Here is a 16,029-nt window from a genome sequence, read left to right on the forward strand (position 1 = left end):
GCGGGGAAGTCTGGCACATGAGGCCGCCCGCGTTCAGCGGAATCAGCGACCGCGCACATCCACCCGGAGCGGGTGGTCGGCAGGGATCTCCACCAGCACGATCCGGGTACCGTCCGGATCGGTGATCCATGCCTCGTCCAGGCCCCAGGGCTCGCGTCGGGCCTCCCGCTCGACCGGCGCGCCCCTGGCCCGCACCTCCTCCAGGGTCGCCGCGAGATCGCGGACCTGCAGCCACAGGGCAACGTCCGGGCTCGGCCCGGCTTCCCCGCTACCGACGACCTCGAGGAATCCCTGGCCGAGGAAGAACACCGTGCCCACGGCGAACTCGCGGTAGATGGCCAGCTCCAGCACGTCGCGGTAGAACTCGATCGATGCCTGCGGCCGCCTCGGCTTCAACAACACTCGGCTGCTCAGGACCTCCATCCCTCCTGCCTACCTTGCCGACGGTGGTCAGGCCAGCGCGAGCGCGGTGATCCCGGCCAGCACCACCCCCGATCCGGTGATCCGGCGCACCGGGTTCGCCTCGCCGAGCATCCACCATGCGGCCAGCCCACCGAGCACGATGCTGAGCTCGCGCATCGGCGCGACCAGACTCACCGGGGCCATCCGCATGGCGAACAGCACCAGCAGGTAGGCCGCCGGCGACAGCAGCCCGACCAGCAGCACCTCGCTGCGATGCCGCCGCCAGAGCGCGCCGACCTGCCGTGGCGCGGCCGCCACGGCAGGCGCGAGCAGAAGGCTCTGCAGCAGCGCACCGGTGCCGAAGTAGACGAAGGGCGGCACGGCCAGCGCGGTCACGGCGTACGCGTCCCACAGGGTGTAGCCGGCGATCACCGCGCCGGTCAGCAGGCCGTATCCGATGCCGGCTCGGCGGGCACGGCCGCCGGACGTCGTGCCCGAGCCGCCCGAGCTGATCACCAGCACCCCGGTGATCACCAGCGCCGCACCGGCGACGCCGAGCGGCCCCGGACGTTCCCCCAGCAGCAGGACCGCGGCCAGCACGGACAGCAGCGGGCCGGTACCGCGGGCGAGCGGGTAGACCACGGAGAGATCCCCGGCGGCGTAGCCACGCTGCAGCACGACGCCGTACACCACGTGCAACACCGCGGTGACTGCCGCCGCGAGCAGCCAACTCGGGCGTGCGGGTTCGTCGCCGAACAGCAGGAACCAGCCGACGACCGGCGCGAGGGCCACCGCGGAGACGGTGTAGTACAGCCAGACGAACCGGGCGCCACCCGGAACCCGCTTGGCCACCAGGTTCCAGCAGGCGTGCCCGACGGCCGCGAGGAGGACGAGCAGGACAGCGGTGCCGTGCATGAAGTACCCTTCTGCACCTTCCGCGGGCGCGGAAGGTCGGATACTCCAGGCTTTTGTCCCGTCATATGAACGGCGCGACCATCCGGGCCGGCCGATGGTGCCGCTCGGACCAGTCTCGCCGCCCCTGGTTGTGGTCCGGCTGGCGGAGCGGCGACGGAACCCTAGGCACTTGTGCCCCAACCCTACTCGAGGACACCGCCGGAAGGGCGCCCGCGGAGGGCGTGTACGCTGTTCAGCCGTTGCCGTGTGGCATTCCGCCAGGGAGGAAGCCTGCCGCCAGCCGGTCAGGGCCACGACAACGCGGCACGAAACCATCCGACATCACGAGGAGCGCCAGCGTGGCCAACATCAAGTCCCAGATGAAGCGCATCAAGACCAACGAGAAGGCGCGCCAGCGCAACCAGTCGGTGAAGTCCGCCGTGAAGACGGCCATCCGCAAGTTCCGCGAGGCCGCCGACGCCGGTGAGCAGGACCGCGCCATCGAGCTGCAGCGCGAGGCCGCCAAGAAGTTGGACAAGGCCGCGAGCAAGGGCGTGATCCACGCCAACCAGGCGGCGAACAAGAAGTCCGCGATGGCCAGGCGGGCCAACCAGCTCTGAGCCGTTGTTCCCAGGCCCCGGCGTCCCCGTACGTCGGGGCCTTGTGGCGTCCGGGGGCTACCGGCTCTCCTTCGCGGCGGCCACCTCGAGCACGGCGCGCTCGATCGCGTAGTCCGGGTCGGCCGCGGCGCCCTTCACCTCCGCGTTGAGCCGAGCCACGATGCGCATGGCGTCGGCCAACCCGTCCGGGCCCCAGCCCCGGACCTGTCCCTGCGCCTTGCGAACCTTCCACGGCGGCATGCCCAGTTCCCCCGCGAGCTGGTTCGGGTTGCCCCTCCCGGCCGCGGCCACCCGCGCGATAGTGCGTATCGCGTCCGCCAGCGCGTCGGCGACCAGGACGTGTGGCACGCCGATCTGCTGCGCCCAGCGCACCGTCTCCAGCGCCGCCGCGCGATCGCCTGCCACGGCGCGCTCGGCGACCGCGAAGCCGGTCACGTCGGCGCGGCCCCGGTGGTAGCGGCGCACCGCCTCCTCATCGACCGAGCCACCGGAGTCCGAGACCAGCTGGGTCGCGGCCGAGGAGAGTTCCCGCAGGTCGGAACCGACGGCGTCGATCAGCGCGGTGACCCCTGCCGCGTCGATCCGCCCACCCGCCGTACGGACCTCGTTGCGCACAAAGGCCTCCCGGTCCGCGGGGCGGGTGATCTTGGCGCATTCGGTGACCACGGCGCCGGCCTTGCGCAGCGCGGCGGGCAGTGACTTCGCCGCCTTGCTTCGCCCGCCGCCGCTGTGCACCACGACGAGCACGACACCGTCGGCGGGATCCGCGAGGTAGGACAGCAGCGCGTCGACGATCTCCTGCGAGACGTCCTGCGCCGCGTCCACCACGATCACCTTGCCCTCGCTGAACAGGGAGGGACTGACCAGCTCGGCGAGCGCGGGGGCTGTGAGTTCGGACACCCGCATCCTGGTCAGCTCGGCGGACGGATCGGCGAGCCGGGCGGAATCCAGCGCGGCCCGGACTGCCCGCTCGACGAGCAGTTCCTCCTCACCGAGGACCAGATGCAGCGGGTTTGGGGTGGTTGCCGGTGCGGTCACGAACCGATCGTGCCATGCCGCCGGATCGCGCTCCGGTCCGGTGATGTGTGTCCTTGTCCGTAGCCGGGAGCGATCGGGGTGTCGTACGGTATAGCTACGGCAGTCCGGCCGACAGCCGACAACCGAATACAGCTCATCCAGAGGGGCAGAGGGAACGGCCCGCAGAAGCCCCGGCAACCGGCGTCAGCCTGTCATCTCGATTCCGCGAGGTAGCTGACGGCAACGGTGCCAATTCCGGCCCGCACGCGTGGGGCAGATGAGGAAAGGAACCTCGCGATGACGCCAGCCCTGACCACGACCACCCGCACCGCCACCAAGCGCACGCTCGACCTCGGTCCGGCCGCGGAACTGGTCTCCAAGGAAGAAGGGCACCGCCAACCCCTGGCGCCCGAGTTCGTCTCCGCGGAGGACTTCTCCCCGCTAGAGGTCGCCTACGACTTCGGCCGGGTGCGCAGGGAGGACATCGAGTCCGGACCACGTAGCATCTGGCGCTACAAGCGGCTCCTCCCGGTGCCGTCGGATGTGGAGCAGATCCCGAACACCGAACCCGGCTGTACCCGGCTGGTGCGTGCCGACCGGCTGGCCGAGGCGCTCGGCGTCCGGAGGGTCTGGGTCAAGGACGACACCGGCAACCCCACGCACTCGTTCAAGGACCGGGTCGTGGCCGTCGCGCTGGCCGCCGCCCGCGAGTTCGGTTTCGAGGTACTGGCCTGCCCTTCGACCGGAAACCTGGCGAACGCGGTCGCCGCCGCGGCCGCTCGTGCCGGCTGGCAGTCGGTGGTGCTCATCCCGTCCTCGCTGGAGCGCGCCAAGGTCCTCACCACCGCCGTGTACGACGGCGCGCTGATCGCCGTGGACGGCAACTACGACGATGTGAACCGGCTGGCGACCGAACTCGCGGGTGAACACGAGAACTGGGCCTTCGTCAACGTCAACGTGCGCCCGTACTACTCGGAGGGTTCCAAGACGCTGGCCTTCGAGGTGGCCGAGCAGCTCGGCTGGCGGCTGCCGGAGCAGATCGTGGTACCCATCGCGTCCGGATCCCAATTGACCAAAGTGGACAAAGGCTTCCGCGAGCTCGGCGAGCTCGGCCTGGTGGAGCCCAGCCCGTACCGGGTGTTCGGCGCGCAGGCCACGGGCTGCTCCCCCGTGTCGGCCGCCTTCCGCAACGGGCACGACGTGGTGCAGCCGGTGAAGCCGGACACGATCGCCCGCTCACTGGCGATCGGCAATCCCGCGGACGGGCCGTATGTCCTGGACACCGTGAGTCGTACCGGTGGCGCGATCGAGGACGTCACCGACGAGGAAGTGGTCGAGGGCATCCGGCTGCTGGCCCGCACCGAGGGCATCTTCACCGAGACCGCGGGCGGGGTGACCGTGGCGACGGCGAAGAAGCTGGTGGAAGCAGGCAAGCTGGACCCGGACGCCGAGACGGTGCTGCTGATCACCGGCGACGGCTTGAAGACCCTGGACGCGATCGAGGACAAGGTGGGCCCGAAGGCGACCGTTCCGCCCTCGGCCGAGGCCGTCGGCAAGGCACTCGGCCGGTAACCCGCGCGAGACCTCGCCGACGGCTCACGGTGGGGCTCAGGCTGTCGCCACCTGGGCCAGCACCGCGCCCCAGGTGTCCGCGGACGCCTGGGGCAGGCCGGCATCCGTGCGCAGGTGCTGGGTGAGCAGCGTCTGCGCCTCGGCCCGCGAGGTGCCCTCGATCCGGATGCCCTCGATGATCTCGGCGAGCACGGCGCCACCGACCCGCAGCCCGGTGGCGATCGACCGGAGGACCACGTCGGTGATCGGCCCGCCGATCCCGACGCCGGGAATCGAGGTCACCAGCTTGGCGATCGACTCCAGGATCGTGGCCGCACCGTCCCCGCCGACCCGCAGCGCGGCGACGACAATCGGCTGAGCCAGTTTGGCGATCCTCTTCACAATGGCGATGATGTCGACATCGGAAGCCGAAACGGACGCCAAGGCGACTTTTTCGGACTGAGCCTTTTCCAGGGCAGACCGGGCGTCGGTCAGCAGGCGAACGGATTCGGTGTCGCCCGCGGCGTGCGCCGAGTCCAGCAGGGTGCCGATGTTCTCCTCGGTGACGGCCTTGCTGAGCGCGAGGTCCAACTGGTACTCGGCGGAGTTCACTTCCCCTTGGCCCGTCGCGAGATCAGTGGTCGTCGCGCCGGCCGCCTGCCCAGCGCCGAGCAGGAACACGCCGGCGGTCACCAGCACGGCGGCGGGTCGGTAGATACGAGCAGAGAACATAATCGTTGACCTTTCAGGGATTCGGCATTCCACAAGATCGTGAAAAGCCAGCAAAACGGACAGGAATGAATTATGCTGCAGCAGCTCGATACTAACCGCACACTTCACCAAGGACACAAGATTTCTCCCCGGTATCCCGCATCACAAGAAAGAACGGCGAATTGCATACGAATGAGCGTTATGCGCGTTCGTCGTTGCGCCGGCGCGGACGGGCCCGGCGGGAACAACGTCGCCCGGCTCCCCGCCGCACCAGTGCGGGGCCGGTGGCGTCCGGCAGGACGGCCACGTCCCCACCGGTGTCGGTCCGCGCCACCAGCGCACCGCCCGCCGTGAGCGTGCGCAGGGTGCGCCGGTTCGGATGCCCGTAGGAGTTGTCCGCTCCCACGCTCACCAGCGCCAGCCTGGCCCGCACCGCACTCAGGAACCGAGGCAACGAGTACCGGCTGCCGTGATGCGGCACCTTCAGCACGTCCGCTTCCAGCTCCGTGTCCGCCGCCAGCAGGTCGGACTGCGCGAGCAGTTCGATGTCACCGGTGAGCAGCACCCGCCCTGCGGGCGTGCTCGCGCGGGCGACCACCGAGGTGTTGTTGATCGCGGTGCCGTCCTCGTCGGCCACGGTGGCGCGCGGCACGTGGCGCGGCCCCAGCACGTCCAGCCGCAGCTCTGGCCAGGTCAGCTGGTCGCCGGAGCCGAGCTCCACCAGCGGCGTCCGGTGCGCGGCCGCCTCGTCGACCACCTGGTGCCAGGCCCATTCCGGATCCCGGCCGGGCCCGACCGCGATACCGCCGACCACCCGGCCCTCGAACACCGACCGCAACCCGCCGATGTGGTCCGCGTGCAGGTGGCTGAGCAGCACCAGGGGCACACGATCGACATCGAGCCGATCGAGGCATCTGTCCACCGGGCCCGGCTGCGGCCCGGTGTCCACCACGACGGCGCGGCCGGGCTCACCGGTGGCCAGCACGATCGCGTCCCCCTGACCGACGTCGCAAGCCACCACCGCCCAGTTCGCGGGCGGCCACGATGGTGCGATGGTTCGCAGGGGCACCAGGACCAGCAGGCCGAACACCAGGGTGACGGCCAACCCGGTCCGCGCGGGCCGGTACCGGACGGCCAGCACCAGCAGGGCCGCGACCGCCGCGGCCAGCGCACCACCCCACCAGCCGTCCGGCCACGGCAGCACGGCACCCGGCACGGCGGAGGCCTCGCGAGCCACCAGGATCAACCAGTCCAGTCCCGGGCCGGCGAGCCGTACCAGGGCCTCGGCGCCGAGGGGCCAGACACCGGCCAGCACCGTCGCCGCCACGCCCAGGATCGTCACCGGTGCGACCACCGGCGCCGCCAGCACGTTGGCCACCACCGACACCAGGCTCAGTTCGCCGGCCATACCCGCGATAACGGGTGCGGTGACCAGGAAGGCCGCCAGTGGAACGGTGAGGGCCTCGGCGCAGCCCGCCGGAACACCTCGGTCGGTCATGGTCCGCGCCCAGATCGGCGCCAGCAGCACCAGGCCCGCCGTGGCGACCACGGAGAGCGCGAAACCGAAGCTGACCGCCATGGCCGGGTCGTAGAGCACGAGCCCGCCCACCGCGACGGCCAGGGCCGGCAGCGCCGAACCGTTGCGGCCCAGCGCCAGCGCGAGCAGCGCGACCGCGCCCATCACTCCGGCGCGTAGCACGCTGGGTTCCGGCCCGACCAGCAGGAGGAACCCGGCCAGCACGAGGCCCGCGGCGCCGGCGCGAAGGCGGGGCCCGAGGCGAAAGGCGCGAAGCAACAGCAGGACCGCACCACAGACGATGGCGAGGTTGCTGCCCGAGACGGCCACGAGGTGCGACATGCCGGCGTCCAGGAACTCGTGCTCCACTCGCGGTACGAGCGCGCTGGTGTCGCCGGCGACCAGGCCCGGCAGCAGGCCGCCGGGTTCGGCGGTCAGCACGCCGGAGGCCGCCCGCAACCCGGCCCGCATGGACTCCGCGGCACGCTGCCACCACGGCGCCGTCCCGGCGTGCACCGGGGGACCGCGCACGTAGCACACGGCCACCGTGAGCTCACCGGGCCGTGCGGGCGCCAGTTCCCCCGACCCCACCGTCACGACCTGCCCCGGCAGTACCCGGGACCACTCGGCGGCGGGCGCGATGAGCAGCACCCGCCCGGACGAGGGCACCGGCCGCTCCGCCGCGATCACCTCCAGCACCACCGCGGCGACGAGGACCGCGCGCACGCCACCCTGCCGGCCCGCGTAGCCCGCGGAACGCACCGGTCGCGGTCGCTGCGTCACCTCGACCCGCAAGGTCGCCCCGGCTCCGCGCGCGGCATGCTCGCGGAGCGTGTCGTGCTCGGCCTGCCACAGCCGCGGCCCCAGCAGCCCGCCGGACAGCAGCCCGCAGACCAGCAAGGCGGCAGCTCCGGCACGTACCCGCACCGAGCGCCCGCGCCACAGCGCGAGCACGGCGGCCAGCACCCCGAGCCCGGCGACCAGCGGGGCGACCCACCAGCCGCACAGCAGGCCCAGCAAGGCGGCGAGCCAGGCGGTCACCGCCGCGGACACCAACCGCAGGTCGTGCTTGACCGGCACCGCACGGGCCGGGTCGGTCACCGTCACCGCACGACCACCTGCTCCCGCAGGCGGGCGAACCGCTTCTCCCCGATCCCCTCGACCTCGCGTAGCTGCTCGACCGCGGTGAACGGTCCGTGCTGGGTACGCCAGTCGACGATGCGCTGGGCGGTGACCTCGCCGACCCCGGGCAGCTCCTCGAACTGCGCTGGGCCGGCCGTATTGAGCTCCACCCGGCCCGGCTGCTGTCCGGCGCCACCGGCAGCCGTGTTCGGCTGCATCCCAGGGGGTGCAGGCACGCCGACGTAGAGTTGCTCGCCATCGGCCAGCTTGCGGGCCAGGTTGATCGTGCCCAGGTCGGCCTCTGGTACGGCGCCACCCGCGGCGTCGACGGCTTGGGCCGCCCGCGCCCCGGGCGGCACGGTGACCAGGCCGGGTGATCGCACCTTGCCGACGACACTGACCACCAGCTCCTTGGGTGGATCGGGTGTGCGGTCCGGGGACGGCGACGACTGCCCCACCGGGGAAGCACGAGCGTTCTCCCGCGCGGCCGGCAACGGGGGCGCCACCTCGGCCGCCGGGCCGTGGCCGAAGGCGAGCACGGCCAGCACCACCACGCCCGCCACCCCCACCAGCGTGGTGACGACCGCGAACCGGCGACGTCGTCCGCCCGCACCGGACAGCAACGAACCCGGCACCCAACGCTCGGCCAGCCTCCCCGTACGCGTCGCGCGGGAGGCGTCCGCAGTGGCCTCCGCCCTGGCCGCCTCCTCGGCCAGTTCGCGGAGACGGGTCTCGGAATCGACGACTCGGACATCGTGTGGGCCCGGCGCGGTGTCCGCGGGGCCGAGTGAATTGTCGAACACATATTCGACGCTAGGGGTCGCTGGGTGGCGACCGGTAGTCCCGACCGCGTCGCCTGTGGACAACACGGGTGATGGGGATGGATCGGCTCACCAACGGGTTTCCCGCGCGTTCCGGTCGGCGCGGCGGCCCGTGCCGGTTGCGGGTCAGCGACCCGTGGGACGTTGCACCACGACCCCGAGCACACCGGGGCCGGTGTGCGCCCCGATCACGGCGCCGAGCTCGGAGACCACGCATCCGGTGGACGCGGGCAGCCGGTCCTCCAGGCTGTTGGCGAGCTCGACGGCGCGCTCCGGCGAGGCAAGGTGATGCACGGCGAGCTCGACCGGGTCCTGGCCGGCGGCCGAGACCGCGAGGTCCACCAACCTGGCGACGGCCCGGTGCATCGTGCGCACCTTCTCCAGCGGCCGGATCTGCCCCTCGTCCATCCGCAGCACCGGCTTGACCGACAACGCGGTGCCGAGCAGCGCCGCCGCGGGGCCGATCCGGCCGCCCCGGCGCAGATGTTCCAGGGTCTCCACCACGAACAGGGTCTCCGAGCGCCGAGCCGCGCGCACGGCCGCGGCCTCCACCTCGGCTCCCCCGCAGCCGCGCGCCGCGGCGTTCGCCGCGCGCAGGGCCGCGAAGCCCAGCCCCATCGCGGTCGTCCTCGAGTCGACGACCCGCACGAGATCCGGGCCGACCTCCTGCGCGGCGAGCACGGCGGACTCCCAGGTGCCGGACAGCTCGCTGGACAGGTGCACCGACACCACCGCATCGGCGCCGCCTCGCAGCAGGGCCCGGAACGCCGCGGCGAACTCGGTGGGGGTCGGCCGGGAGGTGGTGACGATCCGGCGCTGGCCGAGCGCCTCGGCCAGCGCCGCGGGTCCGATATCCACGCCGTCCAACACGGCGACGCCGTCGATCAACACATGCAGTGGGACGACGTGGACCGCGTGCCGGTCGGCGAATCCTTCCGGCAGATGGGCAGTGGAGTCCGTGACAACGGCAACCGGCACGGCCGCAAGCCTACTTGCCGGTGGGGGTGAGCAGCGGGGCGATCAGCGTGGCCATCGCCGTGCCTACCGCGGCGTGCCCGGCCCAGCCCCAGTGCATGCCGTCCGGGTTGCCGTGGCCACCCCGCACGTGCGCGCCGATCAGCTCGGGCAGGTCCAGCACGGGCACCTCGGTCCGGCGTGCCCAGTCGGCCACCGCCGCCATGGTGCGGGCATGCATGGTGTGCACGTAGCCGTAGGACTCGGCGCGATGCACGGCGGGCAACCAACCGACGATCGGCAGCCCCGGCCGCAGCACGCGCAGCGCCTCGACCGCCGTATCGAGATAGTGCGCGGTCAACCGGGCAGGCAGGACGGCGGGTCTGCCCCGCATCGCCACCGCCAGCCGGGGCTGCGCGGCCAGGTAGGCCCGGCGCACCACCCGGCGCAACCCCGGCGGTCGCAGGTACCGCAGCCCGGTACGCAGGTAGGTCGGCAGCGGCGAGGGCAGTGCGTCCATACTGCCGACGGCGAGCACCAGCACGTCCACCCGGTGCAGCTCGGCCCAGACCCGTGGATCGTCCGTCAGCGACCACCACGCGTCCCGTGCCGTCCATCCGACCCTGGCCACGATGTCCGCATGCCCGCCGAGGGCCGCTGCCGTCACGTTCGGCCACAGCCGGGGCTCGTCCGCGGGGTACGGTCCGTCGGGACCGTGGAAGCTCAGCGAGTCGCCGAGCACCATCATCCGGGCCGGGTGCGCGCTCAACGCAGGCCGGACCCCACGATCCCGGCGTTGTACGCGTGCAGCCGCCACCTGCCGTCCCGGCGGCCGAGTTCCACCCAGTGGCAGTTGTCGATGCCACCGAGCGAGGGCCAGGCCGTCACCGGCAGCTCCAGCAGGCGGGCGGTGAGCGCGATGATCAACCCGCCGTGCGCTGCCAGCAGCACGGTCCGCCCGCTGTCCGAGCCGGAACTACGCAGGTCGGCAACGACGTCGACAGCGCGATCGGCCACCTCCACCCTGGACTCGCCCCCAGGGGGCGCCCACGTGGGGTCGGAGCGCCAGCGTTCCCGCTCCCCGGGCGATCGTTCGTCGACCTGGGCGCCGGTGAGCCCCTGCCATTCCCCCAGATGGGTTTCCCGCAGCCGCTTGTCGATGCGCAGCGGAACCCCGATCGCCTCGGTGAGCACCGTGGCGGTGTCGGTAGCCCGGTGCAGGTCGGATGCGATGACGAACTCGGGTTCGAACCGGGCCAGCGCGGGCGCGGCGAACCGAGCCTGGTTCCAGCCGACCTGCGTCAGCGCCGAATCCAGGTGCCCCTGCATTCGCCCGGTGGCGTTGTAGTCGGTCTCGCCGTGCCGCCACAGTACGAGCCGCCGCAAACTCACGAGGTTCCGTCCTCCGGGGCCGACACGTCCTCGGCGGCCGCCGAGGACCGGGCCTCCAGGCCCTCGACCTCGATCCGGGGGCAGTCCTTCCAGAGTCGTTCCAGCCCGTAGAACGACCTTTCCTCGTCGTGCTGAACGTGCACGACCACGTCCACATAGTCCAGCAGTACCCAGCGTCCCTCTCGGGCACCCTCCCTGCGCGTCGGCTTGTGGCCCGCGATCCGCAGCTTCTCCTCGACGTTGTCGACGATCGCGCCGACCTGCCGCTCGTTGGGCGCGGACGCGATGACGAACGCGTCGGTGATCACCAGCTGATCGGAGACATCGAGCACGACCACGTCGATAGCCTTCTTGTCCGCCGCCGCGTGGGCGGCCACCACCGCCAGTTCTCGTGCCTCGGCCGTCGCTGCCACAGTGCTCCTTCGGGTATGGGTACGCCCGCAGCAGGGTACTTCACCCGCCCGTCCCGAACGCGGCCGTTCGGTGCCTGTTCCGCGACGCGGCACGAGCGGCTCGGCCGGGCCCGGCTCCGTCACGACCGCCACCGTCGCAGGTCGTGCGCCCGGCCTCGCCACCCAGGGCTGAGTCGCGCGCGTCCTCCACTCACCGCACGCGGCCGAGCCCGGTCCGCGGACAGGCGCTCAGGCGCCGTGCGGTCCGGGTTGGTGACCGCGGTACAGCTTGCGCTTGTAGATGTATCGCACCACACCGTCAGGCACCAGGTACCAGACGGGCTCACCGCGGCCGGCCCGCTCCCGGCAGCCGGTCGAGGAGATCGCCATCGCGGTCACCTCGACCAGGCTGACCTTGCCGCTGGGCAGGTGGTGGTCGTTGAGGTGGTAACCGGGCCTCGTCACCCCGATGAAATGCGCGAGGGTGAAGAGCTCGTCGGCGTTTCGCCAGGTCAGGATCTGTTCCAGGGCGTCGGCGCCGGTGATGAAGTACAGCTCGTCCTCCGGGTACTCGGCGCGCAGGTCCCGCAGGGTGTCCACAGTGTAGGTCTGCCCACCGCGGTCGATGTCCACCCTGCTCACCGAGAACACCGGATTGGAGGCCGTGGCGATGACCGTCATCAGATAGCGGTCCTCCGCCTTGGTGACGGTCCGGCCCGACTTCTGCCATGGCTGGCCGGTGGGCACGAAGACGACCTCGTCGAGGCCGAACCGGGCTTGCACCTCGCTGGCGGCGACCAGGTGACCGTGGTGTACAGGGTCGAAGGTGCCCCCCATAACCCCGATACGACGTGGCGACATGGCAACCAACCCTATACACCGAGGTCACGCGGTGCGTGGGTCGGCGTTCCGCTCCCCGGCCCTGCCGGACCCACGCACCGCGCCTTTGTTCGGCGGTCCAAGGGGGTAACCGCCGCATGCCAGCCGCTCCCCCGCGAGCACTGACATGCCCAGGAGAGTCCCGGGTGGGCCGACCATGACGCGACTTGGAACTGTGGCGTGAATCACCCGTTCGCTGCGATCGATGTCACGAACGCTCCCGTCGCTCCTCGCTCGCCAACTCCGGCGCGCGGACCGTCGGCCCGATGCGGTAGACCTGGCGCCGTGGACACCGAAACCCTCCGTGCGCACGCCGCCGACCTGCTCCGTGCGCTGGCCGGCGAGGACGCCGTGCTGCGTGACGACCAGTGGGCCGCCATCGAGGCGCTGGTGGCGCACCGGCGGCGAGCCCTGGTCGTGCAGCGCACCGGCTGGGGCAAATCCGCCGTCTACTTCCTCGCCACCGCGCTGCTGCGCCGGCAGGACAGCGGCCCGACCGTGATCATCTCGCCGTTGCTGGCACTGATGCGCAACCAGATCGCGGCGGCCGCCCGCGCCGGCATCCATGCCGCCACGATGAACTCGGCCAACCCGCAGGAATGGGACGAGGTGCAGGCCAGGATCGCGGCCGGCGAGGTGGACGTGCTGCTGGTGAGCCCGGAACGGCTGAACAACCCCGACTTCCGGGACGCCGTACTGCCCAAGCTCACCGCCTCCGCCGGGTTACTGGTCGTGGACGAGGCGCACTGCATCTCCGACTGGGGGCACGACTTCCGCCCCGACTACCGGCGGTTGCGCACGCTCCTGGCCGACCTTCCGGACGGCGTGCCCGTACTGGCCACCACCGCCACCGCCAACGACAGGGTGGTGACCGATGTCGCCGACCAGCTCGGCGTCGGCCACGAAGGCGACGCCCTGGTGCTGCGCGGACCCCTGGACCGGGAGAGCCTGCGTCTCGCGGTGGTCACGCCACCGACGGCGGAGGCCAGGCTCGCCTGGCTGGCCGAGCACCTGGCCGAGTTTCCGGGTTCCGGAATCGTGTACACGCTCACCGTCGCCGCCGCGCACGACGTCGCGGGCCTGCTGTCCGAGCACGGATACCGGGTCGCCGCCTACACCGGGCGGACCGACCCCGCCGAACGGCACGCGGCCGAGGACGACCTGCTCGCCAACCGGGTGAAGGCCTTGGTCGCGACCTCGGCGCTGGGTATGGGGTTCGACAAGCCGGATCTAGGCTTCGTGGTGCACCTCGGCGCCCCTTCCTCGCCGATCGCCTACTACCAGCAGGTCGGCCGGGCCGGGCGCGGCGTCGAGCGGGCCGAGGTCGTCCTGCTGCCCGGAGCCGAGGACGCCGAGATCTGGCGCTACTTCGGCTCGCTGGCCTTCCCCGACGAGCAGCGGGTCACCCAGGTGCTGAACGCGCTGGTGTACGCGGACCGCCCGCTGTCGACCGCGGCACTGGAACCGGTGGTGGAGCTGTCCCGCTCCCGGCTGGAGATGGTGCTCAAGGTGTTGGACGTGGACGGCGCGGTGCGCCGGGTCCGCGGCGGCTGGGAGAGCACCGGGCGGGAGTGGCGCTACGACGCCGAGCGGTACCGGCGAGTGAGCCAGGCAAGGGCGGACGAGCAGCAGGCCATGCTCGGTTACCTGGACACCACGGGGTGCCGGATGGAGTACCTGCTGCGCCAGCTGGACGATCCGCACGCGGCGCCCTGCGGTCGCTGCGACAACTGCACCGGCGGGCACTGGTCGGTGGAGGTCTCCTCCAGCACCACGGCCAGCACCCGGGAGCGCCTGCGACGGCCCGGCATCGAACTGCCGCCGCGCAAGCAGTGGCCGACCGGGATGGGCACCCTGGATGTCCCGCTGTCCGGCAAGATCAGCGCGGCGCAGCAGGCCGACCCCGGGCGGGCCCTTGGCAGGCTCACCGACATCGGCTGGGGCAACCGGCTGCGCGAGCTGGTCGGCACGCGAGCGGCCGACCAGGCGGTGCCCGAGCAGGTGTTCCAGGCCTGCCTCGCGGTACTCGCGGCCTGGGAGTGGCCGGTGCGCCCGGTCGCGATCGCCGGAATCGCCTCCCGCGCCCGGCCGAACCTGATGCGGAGCCTGGCGAGCAGGCTGTCCGAGGTCGGCAGGCTGCCGCTGCTCGGCATGGTCGAGCCGACCGGACCGCCACCGCGCAGGGCGAACAGCGCGCAACGGCTCGCCGACCTCTGGGAGCGGCTCACCCTGCCCGAGGACGTGCGGTCCGCACTGGCCGAACCGGGCGGGCCGGTTCTGCTGGTGGATGACCTGATCGACACCGGCTGGACCATGACGCTGGCCACCCGGATGCTGCGGGAGGCAGGCGCCCCGGCCGTGCTGCCGTTCGTACTGGCTTCCACATCCTGAGCGGCCCGCGTCAACACCTTACGAATATTCGGCCGACTGTGGCAAAGTTCCCACATCGGCGCGGCACGACACTGGGGAGGGCGGCGTGGTCGAATCGGAGGTCCGGCGTGCCGCCAGGCACCGGCTGCCGGTCCGGAAGCTGGTCGCCGCCAGCATCGGCAACGCACTCGAATGGTTCGACTGGACGATCTACGCGACGTTCAGCATCTACTTCGCCAGCGCCTTCTTCCCCGGTGAGCTCGCCGATATCAACACCTTCGCCACCTACGCGCTGGCGTTCTTCTTCCGCCCGCTCGGCGGGATGCTGCTCGGTCGGTTCGCGGACCTGCGCGGCCGCAAACCGGCGATGATCCTCACCATCATGCTGATGGCGGGTGGCTCGGTGCTGATCGGCGTACTGCCCACCTTCGACCAGGTCGGCTGGCTCGCCCCGGTGATGTTGCTGCTGGCGAGGGTCGCACAGGGACTCTCGCTGGGTGGTGAGGTCTCCAACGCCTCGGCCTACCTCGGCGAGATCGCCCCTGCGGACCGGCGGGGCCGCTACTCCTCGTTCTTCTACATCTCCACCGGCGGCGCGGTGCTGATCGCCTCGATTCTCGGCTTCGTGCTCGCCCGCACGCTGGAGCAGGCTCAGATGGAGTCCTTCGGATGGCGGATCCCGTTCCTGGTCGGCGGCGCGCTCGGGGTGATCGGCCTCTGGCTGCGCCGCAACCTCGCCGAGACCGAGCAGTACCAGCAGAACAAGCAGGCGGCCCGGCGGGTGCCGCACCCGTTGGCGACGACGCTGCGGCAGCATCCGAAAGCCGTGGGGCAGCTCGTGGGCTTCACGATGCTGTCCACCCTCTGCTACTACACCTTCTTCAGCGCGCTCACCCCGTTCGCGGTCAACAACCGTGGTGTGGGGGAGGTGGAGGTGTTCCTGGCCCTGTCCGTCGCGACCGCACTGTTCGTCGCCCTGCAGTACCCGATGGGCGCGCTGTCCGACCGCTTCGGCCGCAAACCGCAGCTACTGGCATGGTCCGCGGCGACCGCCGTACTCATCGTTCCGCTGTCCACCCTGGTACGCCCGGGATTTCTCAATCTGCTCGTGGTCTTCTGCGTGGGTCTGGCCTGCTACACCGCGATGACCTCGATCGCCCCGGCCATCATGAGCGAGCTGTTCCCCACTCGCCTGCGCGCGCTCGGGATCGGTGCCTGGTACAACCTGACCGTCGCCTGCTTCGGCGGCACCGCCCCGTTGATCATCAGTGCCCTGGCGAAAGCGGGCGCATCCTCGGTCTTCTTCTGGTACGTGACCGCCGGGGCGGTGGTCGGGTTCCTGGTCATCCTCACCCTGCCGGAAACCAGGAACACCGAGCTCCGGTAAC

At 71.5% G+C, this 16,029-nt stretch carries 15 protein-coding genes and 1 riboswitch; of the genes, 4 read left to right on the forward strand and 11 right to left on the reverse strand.

Going from position 1 to position 16,029, the window contains the following annotated elements; translation table 11 throughout:
* Window positions 1-42: 42 nt before the first annotated feature.
* Window positions 43-423: a VOC family protein gene (locus tag FB471_RS31360; RefSeq protein ID WP_142003443.1), complete on the reverse strand. Its 381-nt coding sequence runs from the start codon at window positions 421-423 to the stop codon at window positions 43-45.
* Between the two features lie 27 nt (window positions 424-450).
* On the reverse strand, window positions 451-1,317 hold the full coding sequence (locus FB471_RS31365) for a DMT family transporter (RefSeq protein ID WP_142003444.1): 867 nt from the start codon (window positions 1,315-1,317) through the stop codon (window positions 451-453).
* Window positions 1,318-1,655: 338 nt separating this feature from the next.
* Here FB471_RS31365 and rpsT point away from each other — a divergent pair, with 338 nt between their 5' ends.
* Entirely contained in the window at window positions 1,656-1,916 is a 261-nt protein-coding gene (rpsT, locus tag FB471_RS31370; RefSeq protein WP_142003445.1) for a 30S ribosomal protein S20, read from the forward strand.
* Window positions 1,917-1,973: 57 nt separating this feature from the next.
* Here rpsT and holA read toward each other — a convergent pair whose 3' ends face one another.
* Window positions 1,974-2,954, reverse strand: a complete 981-nt coding sequence (gene holA, locus FB471_RS31375; protein ID WP_142003446.1) for a DNA polymerase III subunit delta — start codon at window positions 2,952-2,954, stop codon at window positions 1,974-1,976.
* A gap of 130 nt (window positions 2,955-3,084) precedes the next feature.
* Window positions 3,085-3,217: riboswitch (SAM riboswitch) on the forward strand.
* A gap of 13 nt (window positions 3,218-3,230) precedes the next feature.
* Here holA and thrC point away from each other — a divergent pair.
* Window positions 3,231-4,505 carry a threonine synthase gene (thrC, locus tag FB471_RS31380; RefSeq protein ID WP_142003447.1) on the forward strand — a complete coding sequence of 425 codons (1,275 nt, stop codon included), beginning with the start codon at window positions 3,231-3,233 and terminating at the stop codon, window positions 4,503-4,505.
* 36 nt (window positions 4,506-4,541) lie between these two features.
* Here the strand turns inward: thrC and FB471_RS31385 are convergent, their stop codons facing one another.
* The 8 genes from FB471_RS31385 to nadD form a co-directional block, all read right to left on the reverse strand.
* Window positions 4,542-5,216 carry a hypothetical protein gene (locus tag FB471_RS31385; RefSeq protein ID WP_170221064.1) on the reverse strand — a complete coding sequence of 225 codons (675 nt, stop codon included), beginning with the start codon at window positions 5,214-5,216 and terminating at the stop codon, window positions 4,542-4,544.
* Between the two features lie 178 nt (window positions 5,217-5,394).
* Entirely contained in the window at window positions 5,395-7,818 is a 2,424-nt protein-coding gene (locus tag FB471_RS31390) for a ComEC/Rec2 family competence protein (protein ID WP_246076815.1), read from the reverse strand.
* Window positions 7,815-8,636: a ComEA family DNA-binding protein gene (locus FB471_RS31395; RefSeq protein ID WP_246076816.1), complete on the reverse strand. Its 822-nt coding sequence runs from the start codon at window positions 8,634-8,636 to the stop codon at window positions 7,815-7,817. The genes FB471_RS31390 and FB471_RS31395 overlap by 4 nt, the downstream gene beginning before the upstream one ends.
* A gap of 144 nt (window positions 8,637-8,780) precedes the next feature.
* Window positions 8,781-9,632, reverse strand: a complete 852-nt coding sequence (locus FB471_RS31400) for a DegV family protein (protein ID WP_142003449.1) — start codon at window positions 9,630-9,632, stop codon at window positions 8,781-8,783.
* A 10-nt stretch (window positions 9,633-9,642) separates the two neighbouring features.
* On the reverse strand, window positions 9,643-10,356 hold the full coding sequence (gene octT, locus FB471_RS31405; protein ID WP_142003945.1) for a diglucosylglycerate octanoyltransferase: 714 nt from the start codon (window positions 10,354-10,356) through the stop codon (window positions 9,643-9,645).
* Between the two features lie 17 nt (window positions 10,357-10,373).
* Complete coding sequence (locus tag FB471_RS31410; protein ID WP_142003450.1) at window positions 10,374-11,000, reverse strand: histidine phosphatase family protein; 627 nt, start codon at window positions 10,998-11,000, stop codon at window positions 10,374-10,376.
* On the reverse strand, window positions 10,997-11,413 hold the full coding sequence (rsfS, locus tag FB471_RS31415; protein WP_142003451.1) for a ribosome silencing factor: 417 nt from the start codon (window positions 11,411-11,413) through the stop codon (window positions 10,997-10,999). The genes FB471_RS31410 and rsfS overlap by 4 nt, the downstream gene beginning before the upstream one ends.
* A gap of 228 nt (window positions 11,414-11,641) precedes the next feature.
* Window positions 11,642-12,253: a nicotinate-nucleotide adenylyltransferase gene (gene nadD / locus FB471_RS31420; RefSeq protein WP_142003452.1), complete on the reverse strand. Its 612-nt coding sequence runs from the start codon at window positions 12,251-12,253 to the stop codon at window positions 11,642-11,644.
* A gap of 303 nt (window positions 12,254-12,556) precedes the next feature.
* Here nadD and FB471_RS31425 point away from each other — a divergent pair, with 303 nt between their 5' ends.
* Together FB471_RS31425 and FB471_RS31430 are read left to right on the forward strand one after the other, a co-directional pair.
* Window positions 12,557-14,662, forward strand: coding sequence for a RecQ family ATP-dependent DNA helicase (locus FB471_RS31425; protein ID WP_142003453.1), 2,106 nt, complete (start codon window positions 12,557-12,559; stop codon window positions 14,660-14,662).
* An 85-nt stretch (window positions 14,663-14,747) separates the two neighbouring features.
* Entirely contained in the window at window positions 14,748-16,028 is a 1,281-nt protein-coding gene (locus tag FB471_RS31430) for an MFS transporter (protein WP_142003454.1), read from the forward strand.
* Window position 16,029: the final 1 nt, after the last annotated feature.

Origin of the sequence: Amycolatopsis cihanbeyliensis (assembly GCF_006715045.1) — a bacterium.
Classification (GTDB): Bacteria; Actinomycetota; Actinomycetes; order Mycobacteriales; family Pseudonocardiaceae; genus Amycolatopsis; species Amycolatopsis cihanbeyliensis.

What these genes read in the sequence shown, in the direction of transcription:
- nadD (WP_142003452.1), bottom strand. Translation starts at nt 12,253, where the DNA reads ATGTCGCCACGTCGTATCGGGGTTATGGGGGGCACCTTCGACCCTGTA.
- FB471_RS31360 (WP_142003443.1), bottom strand. Translation starts at nt 423, where the DNA reads ATGGAGGTCCTGAGCAGCCGAGTGTTGTTGAAGCCGAGGCGGCCGCAG.
- thrC (WP_142003447.1), top strand. Translation starts at nt 3,231, where the DNA reads ATGACGCCAGCCCTGACCACGACCACCCGCACCGCCACCAAGCGCACG.
- octT (WP_142003945.1), bottom strand. Translation starts at nt 10,356, where the DNA reads ATGATGGTGCTCGGCGACTCGCTGAGCTTCCACGGTCCCGACGGACCG.
- FB471_RS31385 (WP_170221064.1), bottom strand. Translation starts at nt 5,216, where the DNA reads ATGTTCTCTGCTCGTATCTACCGACCCGCCGCCGTGCTGGTGACCGCC.
- FB471_RS31365 (WP_142003444.1), bottom strand. Translation starts at nt 1,317, where the DNA reads ATGCACGGCACCGCTGTCCTGCTCGTCCTCCTCGCGGCCGTCGGGCAC.